General features: G+C 72.0%; 12 protein-coding genes. 7 read left to right on the top strand and 5 right to left on the bottom strand.

Annotation, left to right across the window (positions count from 1 at the left end):
* Positions 1-22: 22 nt before the first annotated feature.
* Complete coding sequence (locus ACQPWW_RS24620) at positions 23-829, bottom strand: class I SAM-dependent methyltransferase (protein ID WP_433125849.1); 807 nt, start codon at positions 827-829, stop codon at positions 23-25.
* Between the two features lie 482 nt (positions 830-1,311).
* Here ACQPWW_RS24620 and rpsA point away from each other — a divergent pair, with 482 nt between their 5' ends.
* Positions 1,312-2,823, top strand: coding sequence for a 30S ribosomal protein S1 (gene rpsA / locus ACQPWW_RS24615; protein ID WP_110563985.1), 1,512 nt, complete (start codon positions 1,312-1,314; stop codon positions 2,821-2,823).
* Positions 2,824-3,156: 333 nt separating this feature from the next.
* Entirely contained in the window at positions 3,157-4,338 is a 1,182-nt protein-coding gene (gene coaE, locus ACQPWW_RS24610) for a dephospho-CoA kinase (RefSeq protein ID WP_433134542.1), read from the top strand.
* Between the two features lie 9 nt (positions 4,339-4,347).
* Here the strand turns inward: coaE and ACQPWW_RS24605 are convergent, their stop codons facing one another.
* Entirely contained in the window at positions 4,348-6,222 is a 1,875-nt protein-coding gene (locus ACQPWW_RS24605; RefSeq protein WP_433125847.1) for a hypothetical protein, read from the bottom strand.
* Positions 6,223-6,521: 299 nt separating this feature from the next.
* Here ACQPWW_RS24605 and uvrB point away from each other — a divergent pair, with 299 nt between their 5' ends.
* The 4 genes from uvrB to ACQPWW_RS24585 all read left to right on the top strand — a co-directional run bounded on the left by uvrB (position 6,522) and on the right by ACQPWW_RS24585 (position 11,259).
* On the top strand, positions 6,522-8,630 hold the full coding sequence (uvrB, locus tag ACQPWW_RS24600; protein WP_433125845.1) for an excinuclease ABC subunit UvrB: 2,109 nt from the start codon (positions 6,522-6,524) through the stop codon (positions 8,628-8,630).
* A gap of 72 nt (positions 8,631-8,702) precedes the next feature.
* Complete coding sequence (locus tag ACQPWW_RS24595) at positions 8,703-9,659, top strand: helix-turn-helix domain-containing protein (protein WP_433125843.1); 957 nt, start codon at positions 8,703-8,705, stop codon at positions 9,657-9,659.
* 81 nt (positions 9,660-9,740) lie between these two features.
* Positions 9,741-10,109: a VOC family protein gene (locus ACQPWW_RS24590; protein ID WP_433125842.1), complete on the top strand. Its 369-nt coding sequence runs from the start codon at positions 9,741-9,743 to the stop codon at positions 10,107-10,109.
* A gap of 292 nt (positions 10,110-10,401) precedes the next feature.
* Positions 10,402-11,259 carry a helix-turn-helix domain-containing protein gene (locus ACQPWW_RS24585; protein ID WP_433125841.1) on the top strand — a complete coding sequence of 286 codons (858 nt, stop codon included), beginning with the start codon at positions 10,402-10,404 and terminating at the stop codon, positions 11,257-11,259.
* 128 nt (positions 11,260-11,387) lie between these two features.
* On the opposite strand, the gene ACQPWW_RS24580 is transcribed toward ACQPWW_RS24585, so the two are convergent.
* Positions 11,388-11,681 carry an antibiotic biosynthesis monooxygenase family protein gene (locus ACQPWW_RS24580; protein ID WP_433125840.1) on the bottom strand — a complete coding sequence of 98 codons (294 nt, stop codon included), beginning with the start codon at positions 11,679-11,681 and terminating at the stop codon, positions 11,388-11,390.
* Between the two features lie 389 nt (positions 11,682-12,070).
* Here ACQPWW_RS24580 and ACQPWW_RS24575 point away from each other — a divergent pair, with 389 nt between their 5' ends.
* Entirely contained in the window at positions 12,071-13,069 is a 999-nt protein-coding gene (locus ACQPWW_RS24575; protein WP_433125839.1) for a TerC family protein, read from the top strand.
* A 119-nt stretch (positions 13,070-13,188) separates the two neighbouring features.
* Here the strand turns inward: ACQPWW_RS24575 and ACQPWW_RS24570 are convergent, their stop codons facing one another.
* On the bottom strand, positions 13,189-14,109 hold the full coding sequence (locus ACQPWW_RS24570; protein ID WP_433125838.1) for an NlpC/P60 family protein: 921 nt from the start codon (positions 14,107-14,109) through the stop codon (positions 13,189-13,191).
* Between the two features lie 58 nt (positions 14,110-14,167).
* Positions 14,168-15,265, bottom strand: a complete 1,098-nt coding sequence (locus tag ACQPWW_RS24565) for a mandelate racemase/muconate lactonizing enzyme family protein (protein ID WP_433125837.1) — start codon at positions 15,263-15,265, stop codon at positions 14,168-14,170.
* Positions 15,266-15,272 lie beyond the last annotated feature (7 nt).

Here is a 15,272-nt window from a genome sequence, read left to right as displayed (position 1 = left end):
TCGGACCGCGGGTGCGACGCGCTCACTCCGCGGGCTTCTCGGTGACGAAGATGGCGGTGCCGGGGAAGAGTCGACCGCGCAACGGGCTCCACTGCCCCCAGAGGCCCTCGTGCCCCTCCGGCCACTCCGGCTCCACCAGGTCCAGCAGCCGGAAACCCGCGCCGACCAGCTCCCGGATCCGGTCGCCGAGGGTGCGGTGCTGCTCGACGTAGGTGGCGACGCCGGACTCGTCCTGTTCGACGTAGGGGGAACGGTCGAAGTACGAGTGCACGGCGGTCAGCCCGCCCTCGCCGGGGTCGTCCAGGAAGATCCATCGCATCGGGTGGGTCACCGAGAACACCCACCGCCCGCCGGGGCGCAACACCCGGTGCACCTCGGCATGCAGGGCCGCCGAGTCGTCCACGAACGGGATGGCGCCGAAGGCGGTGCAGGCGAGGTCGAACGACCGGTCGGCGAACGGCAGGGCGAGCGCGTCGGCCTGCACCAGCGGCACGCGTACCCCGGTGCGGTCGGCGGCCTCGGCGGCGTGCCGCAACATGCCGGCGGACAGGTCGAAGGCGACCGGCCGGGCGCCCTGGGTGGCCAACCAGCGGGCGGCGGCAGCCGCTCCGCAGCCGACCTCCAGCACCCGTCGGCCGGGCAGGTCACCGAGCAGCCGGGCGTCGGCCTCGCGCAGGCCCTCCGGGCACCAGACGAAGTCCACGTCGCCGAGGAACGCGCCGTGCTCGGCCTGGTAGTCGTCGGCGTCGGTGTCCCACCAGCCGCGGTTGGCCCGCCGGGCCTCGGCGTCACCCACCCGGCGCCGGGTGACCCGGTTGTCGTCATCCACGCGCTCACGCTAGGCCCCGCCCGCCCGTTGGGCGCGGCGGCGCGTCCAAGATCTGGCGCGCTTCCTCGCGCGGTGCCGCTCGATCGACTCGGTTTCCGTGACGTCGCGGTCTCCGGGCCGTTCGGACACGCCGGTTCTCCGGGAAACCGAGTCGATCACGCGGGCCGGGCACGGGGACCCGTGGGGCCGCTGTGACGCACGAGACAGCAGGGGTGTTTTCCGGGCGATTGTTCGTCTTTCGCAGGTCACCGCACGGAGAGAAGCCGGGAGGGCTTGCACGCTGTGGTAATGCGCACGGTAGGCTAGACGATGCGCTCGCGGATCGCGTTGCCTCGGCAGGGAGCAGGTGCGCGGTCGACGGAGCCACATCATGATCTCACTAGGCGATCGTTCGGTGTGCCCGGCGACGGATCCGCTGGCGCGAACAGGTCACTGCGACACCAGCCTGCTGTGACAACCCACCGACCGGAGCAACCGCCCACATGACGAGCAGCATCGAGGCCCCCTCGAGCGCCACCCGGGTCACCCACGACGATCTCGGTTCCGAGGAGGCATTCCTCGCCGCGATCGACGAGACCATCAAGTACTTCAACGACGGCGACATTGTCGAAGGCACCGTCGTCAAGGTCGATCGGGACGAGGTCCTGCTCGACATCGGCTACAAGACCGAGGGTGTCATCCCCTCTCGGGAGTTGTCGATCAAGCACGACGTGGACCCCGCCGAGGTTGTGACGGTTGGCGACCACATCGAGGCCCTGGTCCTCCAGAAGGAGGACAAGGAGGGTCGTCTGATCCTCTCCAAGAAGCGGGCGCAGTACGAGCGGGCCTGGGGCACGATCGAGAAGATCAAGGACGAGGACGGCGTCGTCCGCGGTTCGGTCATCGAGGTGGTCAAGGGCGGCCTCATCCTCGACATCGGGCTGCGCGGCTTCCTGCCCGCGTCCCTGGTCGAGATGCGTCGTGTGCGCGACCTGCAGCCGTACGTCGGGCGGGAGCTCGAGGCCAAGATCATCGAGCTGGACAAGAACCGCAACAACGTGGTCCTGTCCCGCCGGGCCTGGCTGGAGCAGACGCAGTCCGAGGTGCGCACCGAGTTCCTCAACAAGCTGCAGAAGGGCCAGGTCCGCAAGGGCGTCGTGTCCTCGATCGTCAACTTCGGCGCCTTCGTCGACCTTGGCGGCGTCGACGGTCTGGTGCACGTCTCCGAGCTGTCCTGGAAGCACATCGACCACCCGTCCGAGGTTGTCGAGGTGGGCCAGGAGGTCGAGGTCGAGGTCCTGGACGTCGACCTGGACCGCGAGCGCGTCTCGCTGTCGCTGAAGGCGACCCAGGAGGACCCGTGGCGGCAGTTCGCCCGCACCCACGCGATCCAGCAGATCGTGCCGGGTAAGGTCACCAAGCTGGTGCCGTTCGGTGCGTTCGTCCGGGTGGACGACGGCATCGAGGGCCTGGTCCACATCTCCGAGCTGGCCGAGCGCCACGTGGAGATCCCGGAGCAGGTCGTGCAGGTCGGCTCCGAGGTCATGGTCAAGGTCATCGACATCGACCTGGAGCGCCGCCGGATCTCGCTCTCGCTCAAGCAGGCCAACGAGGGCTTCGTCGAGGGCGAGGAGCACTTCGACCCGACCCTCTACGGCATGGCCGCGACGTACGACACCGAGGGCAACTACATCTACCCGGAGGGCTTCGACCCCGAGACGGGCGAGTGGCTCGAGGGGTACGACAAGCAGCGCGAGACCTGGGAGAACCAGTACGCCGAGGCTCGTCTGCGCTGGGAGGCCCACACCAAGCAGGTGCAGACCTCTCGGGCTGCCGACGCCGAGGCTGCCGCCAACCCGACTCCGGCCGTTCCGGCCGCTGGCGGCACTGGCGGCGGTGGCACCACCTCCTCGTCCAGCCCGGCCCCGAGCCGGCAGGCCGAGGAGCCGGCCGGCACCCTGGCCACCGACGAGGCGCTCGCCGCACTGCGGGAGAAGCTCGCCGGCGGCAAGTGACCCGCTGAACGCCTGAACGACGACGGGCCCCGCCCCCGCGATCTCCGGATCGTTGGGGGCGGGGCCTTCGCCGTTGCGGTCGCTGCCGCTCACTTCGTGCGGTGGCTCCGCTCAACCCGTGCGGTCGCTCCGCTCAACCCGTGCGGTCGCCGCCGCTGGCTCGCTGCGGTTGGTGGCCCCGCAAGATCGTGCTCGTTCCTGGAAGTAGTGGTCTTGGGGCGAGCACACACCACTACAACCAGGATTGAGCACGATCTTGCCGCGCTGCCGCCCTGGCGGGCTGGGGTCGTGGCGGGTTTGGCGGCAGGGCTGGTGATCCGGTTGACTGGTCGGGTGCTGAGGGTGGGGTTGACCGGCGGAATCGGGTCGGGCAAGAGCGCGGTGGCGGCGCGGCTCGTCGAGCGCGGCGCGGTGCTCATCGACGCCGACCAGGTGGCCCGGGAGGTCGTCGCACCGGGGAGCGCTGGGCTGGCCGAGATCGTCGCCGCCTTCTCCGACGCGGTGCTGGACGCCGATGGCGCGCTGGACCGTGCCGCACTGGGCGCTGTGGTGTTCGCCGACGAGACCGCACGCCGCCGGTTGGAGTCGATCACCCATCCTCGGGTCCGGGCCCGCACCGCGGAGTTGGCCGCCGCGGCGCCACCCGACGCGATAGTCGTCAACGACGTACCGCTGCTTGTCGAGGTGGGCCTCGCGCCCACGTACCACCTGGTGATCGTGGTGCAGACGGCCGTGACGACCCGACTGGCGCGGTTGGTGCGCGACCGGGGGATGGATCGCGCGGAGGCCGAGCGGCGGATCGCCGCGCAGACCGACGACGCCCGTCGCCGGGCGGCTGCGGACGTGGTGCTCGACAACGACGGGAGCCTGGCGGCGTTGCACGACGCCGTCGACGCGCTCTGGCGGGAACGGCTGCGGCCCTACGAGGACAACCTGCGTCAGCGGCGGGTGGTCTCGCCGGGCGGGCACGATTCGGTGGGGACCGACGCGAGTTGGCCCGAGCAGTACGCGCGGTTGGCCGCCAGGATTAAGCACGCCCTGGGCTCGGACGCTGTGCGGATCGACCACATCGGCTCGACAGCGGTGCCCGGCCTCGCCGCCCAGGACGTCATCGACGTGCAGGTGGCCGTGTCCAGCCTCGCCGACGCCGACGGGGCGCTGGCCGACCGGCTGGCGAACGCCGGGTTCCCGCGGGTGCCGGGGCAGTGGTGGGACGATCCCCGCCCGGCCGGCAGCGGGCGGTGGGAGAAGCGGCTGCACGGCAGCGCGGACCCGGGTCGTCCGGTTCGCCTGCACGTGCGGCGGGAGGGGTCGCCAGGCTGGCGGTACGCGTTGCTGACGCGCGACCACCTGCGTGCCGACCCGGATCAACGGGCCGCGTACCTGCAACTCAAGCGCGACCTGGTCGATGCCGCGCCGGCCGTCGGCGACTCCGGCACGGCCCGGGACCCGTGGTTCGACGAGGAGTACCTGCGGGCCGAGCAGTGGGCGGCGCAGACCGGCTGGCGGCCCTGAGCGCACCGCTCAGCGGGCACCGGGCCGAGCGGTGGAGGGACGAGGCTTCGCAGCCGGCCGGGGCATCGGGGCCAGTCGCGGCACCGCGGCGGGTTGGAGATCCAGTTGGGCCCACACGTTGCCGCTGGTGTGCAGCTCCAGTCGCCGTAGCGACCCGTCGCGGTCGATCCAGTAGCGCAGCCGCGCGGCGGCCGGGCCTGCCTCGACGACGTCCACGGTCCGTCCGGCGGTGACGTCCTCTCGTACCCGCACGGCCGTGCCGCGTGGCCCGACCGACCCGGCGGCTATCGCGGCGTCGATCAGCAGGCCCACGTCGTCCCCGGCGGGGCGGGAGATCCGCCAGGCTCCGGCCGGGGGCGTCAGGGGTGGCCGGCCCGGTGCCTCCGCCGTGCCGCCACCGCCGGCCGACGCCGGCAGGTCCGCCCGGGCCAGACCGGCGGGGTCGCGTCGCAGCAGGGTCCGACGATCCGGTACGCCCAGGTCGGCAACCGCGAGGTACGCGGTACGCGTGGTCCAGCTCAACCAGCCGGTGCCGCGCAGGTTCGTGTCCGTGCCCGTCGGCGCGGTGAGCGTGACCGCCGCACCGCCCTGGGCGCGTAGCCGGGTCGGCAGCCGGTCCAGTCGGCGCTGTTCGGCGTCGTTCAGCGCGCGGGGGAGGCCGGGCCGGCCGCCGAGGGCGTCCACCGGTTGGAGGGTCGGCCGGTCCGCCCGGTGGAGAGTCACGGTGACCGGACCGACGCCGGGCAACCGGGTGACGAGCTTGTGCAGCCGGGCGTCCTGGTCGAGCCAGTACCGGGTCTGCCCGTCCTGCTCCGCGCCCGTCGACCCGGCACCCGGAACCGGAGCCGTGGTGCTGCCCGCGGGTGGTGTCCCGGTGAGCAGTGGTGCCTGGAGTACGTCCACCGGGCTGCCCGCCATGGTGTCCCGGGCGATCCAGCGCGCGGCGCCACCCGACACCGCCGGGGCCGAGTCCGGGCGGTCGGCCGCGAGGCCGAGGAGCAGGTCGAGCACCGGCGTCAGGCTCGCCCCGGGCGTCAGGCGGTGCAGCCGCCAACGATCCGTCGGAGGCACCAGCGGCGGCGCGGCGGGGGTGGGCACCGCCGCCGGATCGGGCCGGATCACCAGCACCGAGCCGGTGCTCTGCACCAGCCCGCGTTCGGCACCCGCGCCGGGCCCGCCCACGTCGAGGTAGAGCAGGGACCGCGACCAGTCCACCCAGCCCACCAGCTCCATCCGAGCCGCGTCGACGCCGGTGGTGACGCGGACCCCGGCGCGCAGATCCCGCAGGTTGGTGACCCGCAGCGCGGCCAGCCGCTCGCCCTCGGCGAGCGTCAGCGGCCGGGCGGGCTCGGGTGGGTCGGGCGCCCAGCTCAGCAACCCGAGCACCAACGCCGTGGCGGAGGTCACCGCGGTCAGACCGAGCACCATCAACAGAGTGCGTCGTCGTCGTCGGCGGCGGCGGTTGGCCAGCCCCGGACCGGCGGTGTCAGTCGTGTCGGCGGCTGAGTCGGCGGTGTTGTCGGACCGGGTGGTCGTCCGGGTCTGGTCGGACTCCGGGCCGGTGGGGCGTCGGCGGCCGCTGGTGGGCTGGGCGGTGGTGGATCGGGCGGCGGAGGGCTGCGGGGTGGTGGGCTGGGCGGCGGTGGGCTGGGCGGTGGTGGGCTGGACGGTGACGGGTCGGCTCGCGGTGGACCCGCTGGCGGTGGACTGGAGGGCGGCGGTGGCGCCGGCCGAGTCGGGGCGGTGCCGCCCGGTGCCGAGCCGTCCGGCGGCCGGGGTGCCGGGCTTCCGAGCCGCGGAGGTGCTCCGTCGGCCGGTGCCGTCCGGTCGGGGCGTGGCCGTGGGGGAGGTGGTGTCGGGCGGCGGGGTCGCAGAGGTGTCCACGGATGTGAAACGGGCGGGGTGGCACCGGGGTGACGAGCAGGGGCGCTCGCGGCGGCCGGTCTGCGCCTCGAGCGCGACCACACGGGTGCGCACGCCGGACGAGCCGGGTGCTGCGACCGCAGTGCCGGGGGCGGCCGGCCGTGATGACGGCTTGGCCACCGGCCCGGTCGGCCGCCGCGAGCGGCCTACATGGAGAGGGTAGTCCCGGTGACATGGGCCACACAATGGGAATATTGAAGCTGATCACGTACCTGGCGTGACGGCCGTTCCTGTCGGACCTCCGGCGTACCGTTGACGGCATGGCGCTCGACATTCCCCGGCTGGACAGCCGCTTCCAGGTCGTCAGTGAGTTTCAGCCGGCCGGCGACCAACCGGCCGCCATCGATGAGCTTGAGCGTCGGGTTCGGCGCGGCGACCGCAACACCGTGCTGCTCGGCGCGACCGGCACCGGCAAGAGCGCCACCACGGCGTGGCTGATCGAGCGGTTGCAGCGCCCGACCCTGGTGCTCGCCCCGAACAAGACACTCTGCGCGCAGCTGGCCAAGGAGTTCAGCGAGCTGCTGCCGCACAACGCGGTCGAATACTTCGTCTCGTACTACGACTACTACCAGCCCGAGGCCTACATCCCGCAGACCGACACCTACATCGAGAAGGACTCCTCGATCAACGAGGAGGTCGAGCGGCTGCGGCACTCGGCGACGATGTCGCTGCTCACCCGCCGCGACGTGATCGTGGTGGCGACCGTCTCGGCGATCTACGGCCTGGGCACTCCGGAGGAGTACCTCAACCGGGCGGTGAAGGTGCAGACCGGGCACGAGCTCGACCGCGACCAGCTGCTGCGCCGGCTTGTCGACATCCAGTACACCCGCAACGACATGGCCTTCCAGCGCGGCACCTTCCGGGTCCGCGGCGACACACTGGAGATCATCCCGGCGTACGAGGAGCTGGCGATCCGGATCGAGCTGTTCGGTGACGAGGTGGAGAAGCTCTACTACCTCAACCCGTTGACCGGTGACGTGGTCCGCGAGGTCGACCAGCTGGTGATCTTCCCGGCCACGCACTACGCGGCCGGTCCGGAGCGGATGGAACGGGCGATCCGTGACATCGAGGTGGAGCTGGCCGAGCGGCTCGCCGAGCTGGAGCGGCAGGGCAAGCTGCTGGAGGCACAGCGGCTGCGCATGCGCACCACCTACGACATCGAGATGATGCGGCAGGTGGGCTTCTGCTCCGGCATCGAGAACTACTCGATGCACATGGACGGGCGGCTGCCCGGCAGCCCGCCGCACGCCCTGCTCGACTACTTCCCCGACGACTTCCTCACCGTTGTCGACGAGTCGCACGTGACCATCCCGCAGATCGGCGGCATGTACGAGGGCGACGCGTCCCGTAAGCGGATGCTCATCGACCACGGCTTCCGGCTGCCCAGCGCGGCCGACAACCGGCCGCTGCGCTTCGACGAGTTCCTGGAGCGGGTCGGCCAGATGGTCTACCTCTCCGCGACCCCCGGCACCTGGGAGATGGAGCAGGCCCAGGGCGAGTTCGTCGAGCAGGTCATCCGCCCCACCGGCCTGGTCGACCCGGAGGTCGTGATCAAGCCGACAAAGGGTCAGATCGACGACCTGATGCACGAGATCAAGCTGCGGACCGACCGGGACGAGCGGGTGCTTGTCACCACGCTGACCAAGAAGATGGCCGAGGACCTGTCCGACTACCTCCTGGAGAACGGCATCCGGGTGCGCTACCTGCACTCGGAGGTCGACACGTTGCGCCGGGTGGAGTTGCTGCGCGAGCTGCGCAAGGGCGACTACGACGTGCTGGTCGGCATCAACCTGCTCCGCGAAGGTCTGGACCTGCCCGAGGTGTCGCTGGTGGCGATCCTCGACGCCGACAAGGAGGGCTTCCTGCGCAGCGGGCGGTCGCTGATCCAGACCATCGGGCGGGCCGCCCGAAACGTCTCCGGTCAGGTGCACATGTACGCCGACAAGATCACGCCGTCGATGGCGGCGGCGATCGACGAGACCGATCGGCGTCGGGCCAAGCAGATCGCGCACAACGAGGCGCACGGGATCAGTCCCGAGCCGCTGCGGAAGAAGATCCACGACATTCTGGACGACATCTACCGCGAGGCGGAGGACACCGAAAACTCCCGGGTCGGCGGCGCGGTGCGTCAGCTTTCCCGGGGCAAGGCGCCGGTCAAGGAGACCCGCAGCCGGAGCCGGGGCGCCGCCACGACCACCTCGCGGGAGGGGATGGCCCGTGCCGACCTCGCCCAGCTCATCCAGGAGCTCAGCGACCAGATGCTGGCCGCCGCCCGCGAGCTGCAGTTCGAGTTGGCGGCCCGGATCCGTGACGAGGTCTCCGACCTGAAGAAGGAGCTGCGCGGCATGGACGCCGCCGGCGTGAAGTGACGACCAACGGCCGGGCGTGACCCGCGCTCCGCCGGGGCACGGCCGACCAGGGCGGGCGAAGGGTGGGCGAGGGTGACGGCGGTGGCACCGGTCGGGGAGATGGTGGTCGGGCTGCCCGAGGTCAGCCTGCGTCCGTTCGTCGATCGGTACGTCGGCTACCGGGAGCGGGCGGATCTCCCACTGGTCCGCCGGGAGTCGGCGGGCGTCTTCGTGGTGCTGATCCTGGGCTGGGGTGCTCCGCTGGACGTAACGGACCCGCGCAGCGCGGAGCGCGGGGCCAGCAGGGTCGACTCGTTCGTGGCCGGCACCTTCGACGGTTGGTGCGCCACGCGCACGATCGGTGTGGGGGAGGGCGTCGAGCTGCTGCTCGCCCCCCTGACGGCCCGCCGACTCCTCGGCCTGCCGCTGAGCGAGCTGACCAATCGCGCCGTGGGCGTCGGGCAGCTCCCGGGCCGTTGGCTGGATCGGCTTCGTGGCCAACTCGCCGAGGCGGCGGCCTGGCCGCAGCGGTTCGCCCTGCTCGACAGGGTGCTCGCCGGCCGCCTGGCGGCGTCGCCGCCGGTGGACGCCCGGCTCGACTGGGCGTGGCGGTGGCTGGTGGCCAACGGTGGCCAGGAGGGCGTCGGGGTGCTCGCCGACGAGCTGGGCTGGAGCCGGCGGCACCTCGCGTCCCGGTTCCGGCAGGAGATCGGGCTGCCACCCAAGATGGTCGCCCGGCTGCTGCGCTTCCAGCGCGCGTGCGCGGCGCTGAGCGACGTGGGGCCGAACGGTGATGGGGGGCCGAACGCCGTGATCGGGCCGGGTGCCGGACCGTCGGCCGGCGTCGGCCAGTCCGGGGCCGGCGCGGACCTGTCCGGCCCGGGACCGTTCGGCGCGGCCTCATCCGGCAGGGGGCACGCCGTCGACTGGGCCGCGGTGGCGGCGCGATGCGGTTACTACGACCAGTCCCACCTGATCCGGGACTTTCACCAGTTCGCGGGGGCGACTCCGGCAGCGCTGCTCGCCGCCCGGTCGACGCCGGCCGACTGACACCCCGTCCGGTAGCGGGACGACCCGCCGAGGTCACATTCGTCCAATCCGACTCCGAGCCGCCGGCGGCAGAATCTGGTCATGCGAACCGTCTATCCCGTCTTCCGTTACCCCGATCCCCGCGCCGCGATCGACTGGCTCTGCTCGGCCTTCGGTTTCCAGGTGCACGCCGTGCACGATGCACCGGACGGCTCTGTCGCGCACGCCGAACTCGTCCTCGACAGCGGCATGATCATGCTGGGCGGGCGGGCCGACGCGACGTCCAGGCCGGCCCACGACGACTGGTCGGTGTACGTGGCCGTCCCGGACGTCGACGCCCACTGCGCCCAGGCCCGCGCGGCCGGGGCCGAGATCACCCAGGAACCGTTTGACACCGACTACGGCTCGCGTGACTACGCCGCCCGTGACCTGGCCGGCAACGTCTGGGCCTTCGGCACCTACCGGCCCTGACCCGGCGGGGCCGACCCTGACCCGGCGGGGGCCGGCCCTGAGCCCGGTGGGGCCGGCCCTGAGCCCGGCACCTACCGGCCTGAGCCCGGCGGGGCGGGCCGGCCTGGTCGGCCCGCAACTCCCGCACGGGCCGGCCCCGAGTCTGCCGAGGTCGGCCCGGAGGGCGCTGCGGTCGACACCGGAACCGGCCGGTCCGCTCGCCCACCGCGCCGAATGACCTGATTGCGGTGAGCGAGCGAGCTATTGCACTGGGTGATCGTCCTGCGTACTCTCCCTCGATGGGGAGGCCGGGATGCCGCTGCCAACGAGTCCTGTCATTCGACGTGCACGTCTCGGCGCTGAGTTGCGCCAGCTGCGTCGGCGCGAGGCGCTGACCCTGGAGCAGGTCTGCGACCGGCTGGGCTGGGCCTCGACGTCGAAGCTGTCCCGCATCGAGCTGGGCCAGAGTCGTCCGGACCTCGCGGACGTGCTCGATCTGTTGGACATCTACAAGGTGCCCACTGCTGCCCGGGACGCGCTGATCGTGATCGCTCGCGATGCGGCGACCAGCCGGGGTTGGTGGAAGACGCTCGGCGAGATGAGCGAACGGCAGCGCACCTACGCCGAGTTGGAGGCGGGCGCGGCCGACATCGTCGAGTACCAGCCGACGGTCGTGCCGGGGCTGCTCCAGACACCCGCGTACACCCGGGTGCTTGTGGAGGCCGGCGCGCAGTTCACGCCGGAGATCGACGTGGAGGCCGAGGTACGCGCCCGTACGCTGCGGCAGGAGGTGTTGCGGCGCGCCTATCCGCCGCGCTACACGGCGGTGCTCGCCGCGGCCGTCTGCGATCGAGGCGACCTGCCGGAAGCGGTGTGGCGTGAGCAGCTGCGGCACCTGGTCACCGTGACCGGTCTGTCCCATGTCACGGTGCGGCTGCTGCCACGGGGGGCGGCCGGTGGTGGGCTGCACCCGCTCACGCCGTACTCCTGCTATGCCTTTCCCGACCCGGCGGACCCGCGGACGGTGATGATCGAGGCGTTGACCACCGACGTCCGGTTGGCCACCGTGCTCGATGTCGGCCGCTACGAGCGGATGACCGAGGCGTTGCTGGCGGCCGCGCTGTCACCGGAGGAGACGGTCACCGCGCTGGCCCGTCGCGCCGGCGAGTAGCGCGCAGGGTGGCACGCCGCGCGGCCACCGTGCCCGGCGCCCCCGAGCCCGTCGGGACCGGCGGCCTGCGCGTGCGCAGAGCACGCTAACCGCGGGGTACGACAGAGTCGCTCAGCCCGGAGAGTCGCTCAGGCCGGTACGTCGAGGAAGTGCTCGACCGAGGGCGGCCCGGCGAAGTGCGGCCCGATCAACGCCCGCCACTGCTCGAACCGCTCGGTGGCCCGGAAGTTCTTCTCGTGCGCCTCGACCGAGTCCCACTCGACGAGCAGCACGAAGCGGGTCGGAGACTCGATGCCCCGGGTCATCCGGACGGACCGGCAGCCGGTCGCCCCGGCGAGCACGGGGTGGCCCTCGGCGTACGCGGCGGCGAACGCGTCCTCGTGTCCGGGCAGTACGTCGATCAACGCGACCTCAAGCACCATGTCGGACAGCGTCCCACGGCGGGCGGTGGCGGCCCTGGGTGGGGTGTGCTCGGCGGCTCACACTAGCCTCCTAGGACGCCACAGCGGGTGTGCCGGGATTCCCGGACCGCAGGTGTCCGGCGACACCGGTTGCCCGGGGTGTGATCACGGGGCGTGGTGGGCAACAATGGTCACCGAGGAGGGGAGTATTCCCCCGCAACGGAGTCGTCAGCACGGTCGATCGTCGGAACCACGGCGACCCGACCCGGCCCCGTAGGTCGCCACCCCTGTCGAAGGGATGGCGGCGGAAGAGACCTCCGACAGTCACCAGAGTGAGCGACAGCGGCACGCCGGCCCCAGCGGGGGCGTACGGTGTGCCCGACGCCGCGTGTCTGCCGGAGGAATGAACGTTGGACGTGTCCGGATTGGTGTGGGCGGGGACGCTTGTCGCACTGACTGCGGTCCTGCTCGTCGACCTGTTGATCATTGGTCGGCGCCCGCACGAGCCGAGTGTGCGGGAGTCGAGCCTCTGGGTCGCCTTCTACGTGGGGCTTGCCCTGCTCTTCGGGGCGGGTGTCTGGTTGACCGCCGGCGCCAGCCCGGCCGGGCAGTTCTACACCGGCTGGCTCACCGAGTACAGCCTCTCGGTCGACAACCTCTTCGTCTTCGTGATCATCATGGCCCGCTTCGGGGTGCCCCGGCAGTACCAGCAGAAGGTGCTGCTCGTCGGCATAGTGCTGGCACTGGTGATGCGCGGCGGGTTCATCGCCGCCGGCGCGGCGCTGATCTCGCAGTTCTCCTGGGTCTTCTACATCTTCGGCGCGTTCCTGATCTACACCGCGGTCAACCTGGCCCGGCAGGGCGAGCCGGACGAGGACGAGTTCTCCGAGAACGTGCTGATCCGGTGGAGTCGCAAGGCGCTGCCGATCTCCAAGGAGTACGACGGCGCGAAGCTCACCACCCACGCGACGGGCAGGCGACTGTTCACGCCGATGCTGATCGTGATGATCGCGATCGGCACCACCGACCTGATCTTCGCGCTGGACTCGATCCCGGCGATCTTCGGCATCACCCAGGAGCCGTACCTGGTCTTCACCGCGAACGTCTTCGCGCTGATGGGCCTCCGTCAGCTCTACTTCCTGCTCGGTGGCCTGCTCGACCGCCTGATCTACCTGAGCTACGGCCTGGCCGTCGTGCTCGGCTTCATCGGGGTCAAGCTGGTGCTGGAGGCGTTGGCCGACAACAACCTGCCGTTCATCAACGGTGGTGAGCACGTCGGTTGGGCGCCGCACATCCCGATCTGGCTGTCGCTGCTGGTGATCATTGGCACGCTGGGCGTCGCCACCGCCGCCAGCCTGATCAAGTCCTCCCGGGACCGACGCCGCGAGTTGGCCGACGCCCGCCGCTGACCGGGCTCCGGCCGGGCGCCCCGAGGCGCCCGGCCGCTCCGGCCGGTGCGTGCCGACCAGCCGAACACGCCCGCCGGTCCGGTCCGGTGCGCGCCGACCAGCCGGGGCCGCCCCGCCGGTCAGACCCGGTGCGCGCCGACCAGCGTGGCGGTTCGATCGGCAGGCAGTGGCTCCTCGATGACCCGCCGCCGCCGGTAGCAGGCGTGCAGCATCCGGCGCTCGCCGCCGTGCCCGGGTGGGGCGGTGACGATGCCGATGTGGTGGATCTTGCGGCCGGGCCGGGCGAAGAAGTAGAGATCACCGGGGCGTTCCGCCCCCAACGCCAGCGGGGTGGTGGCGACGGCCTGGTCGTCGGCGTCGCGTGGCAGCAGTACCCCGAACCGTCGCCAGGCCAGGTGCACGAGGCCGGAGCAGTCGATGCCGTGCGCGGAGAGACCGCCCCAGATGTAGACGACGTCCAGCAGCCGCTGTGCCACCGCGAGCGCCTGCTCGGCGTTCGGCGACGCCGCCGACGCTGGGACCAGGTGGCTGTCGGGCAGCCAGAGCGGCGCGGCCTGCCCCGGGGCGTGCACCGGGCGCCAGTCGTCGCGGGCGGGCCCGGCCGGGACCAGGCGGGTGCCGACGACGACGCCGGGCAACACCACCGGACCGCCCGGGGTGGCGTGCAGCCCGGTGACCGTGGCGTCCACCACCAGCGGGCGGTCGGTGCCGGTGGCCGGGTCGACAGCGGCCATTTGGTCGGCGGGGAGCCAGCCCGGGTAGCCGCGGGGGTCCAGCTTGGCGGCCGGCTGTTCGACGGCGACGACCCGGGCCCAGCCGTCCGGCCGTACCTCGCTGACGAGGACCCGCTCGCCGAGCAGGAGCTGGCTCAGCACACAGTCGCCGACCTGCTGCTCGGTGCTGAGACCGGAGACCCAGGCCGGGATGTCGGCGCCGGCGGTCAGCGCCGGGCGATCGACCGGACGGACCGCCTCGGGCGAGGTCCACAGTGTTGCCACAGCGACCCGAACGACGGCCTCGCGGCCCGGTTGCAGCTCCACGTCAACCCCCAGATCGAGTCGGCTGTCCAGGGAACCCTATGAAAGAAACAAACACTCATCAAGCACGGGCCTGCACCTTTGCTTCAGTCAGACCGGAAATGCCCAGGCCAGGGGCATTCGGTAACACCACTGTCGCCCCGTCGTAGCGTATCCCGCCCTGCACCGGCGACCAGGCCAGCCACCAGGCGGCGTCCAGGTCGGCGACCGCCGTGGTGCCGTACGCGGCGACCAGGCTCGCCGCCGCCCCGATGCCGACCTGACTCTCCATCATCGAACCGACAACCGTGCCGAGCCCGTGGGCCGTGGCCAGTTCGAGGAGGGTCCGCGCCGGGTGCAGCCCGCCACACTTGGCCAGCTTGACGTTGACCAGGTCGGCGGCCCGACGGCGGATCACCTCCACCAGGTCACGGACCCCGAAGACCGCCTCGTCGGCCAGGATCGGCACCGACACCCGGTCGCTGACCCAGGCCAGCCCGTCCAGGTCCCAGCGGGCCACCGGCTGCTCGACCAACTCCACGTCGAGCCCGGCGTCCTCGATGCCCCGGATCACCCGGACCGCCTCCCGGGGTGTCCAGCCCTGGTTGGCGTCGAGCCGGATCCGCACCCCGGGGCCGACGGCCGCGCGGACGGCGCGTACCCGGTCCAGGTCGGTGCTCGCGTCGGTGCCGACCTTCAGCTTGAGCACGCCGAACCCGTCGGCCTGCCGCTGCCGCGCCGCCGCCGCCAGGTCCACCGCGTCGCCCGCCGCCAGGGTGACGTCCGTCGGCACCCGCAGCGTGGTGCCCCCGAGCAACCGCACCAGGGGTACGCCCAGCCGCCGGGCGGCGAGGTCGTGCAGCGCGACATCCACCGCCGCCTTCGCCGCCTCGTTGCCCGCCACGGCGCGCTGCACCTCGGCGCACCGGGTCACCAGGTCGTCCGGGTCCTGACCGATCAACCGCGGACCGAGCAGTTCGCGTACGCACGCCCGTGCGCCGGCGACCGACGCGCCGGTAACCTGCCAGACCTGAGGCGCCTCACCGAAGCCGGACCGACCGTCGGTGTCGACAAGCTCGACGACGAGTGTCTCCACTGTGGTGGTACGCCGCAGCGCGGTGACGAACGGGGTGTGTAAGGGGGCGGAAACCCGGTGGGTGCGTACCTCCGAGATCGTCATGTCAGGC

Origin of the sequence: Micromonospora sp. CA-240977 (assembly GCF_050942285.1) — a bacterium.
Taxonomy (GTDB): Bacteria; Actinomycetota; Actinomycetes; order Mycobacteriales; family Micromonosporaceae; genus Micromonospora.
Note: the sequence above shows the minus strand (reverse complement) of the source record. Positions and strands in the feature narration are given on the sequence as shown.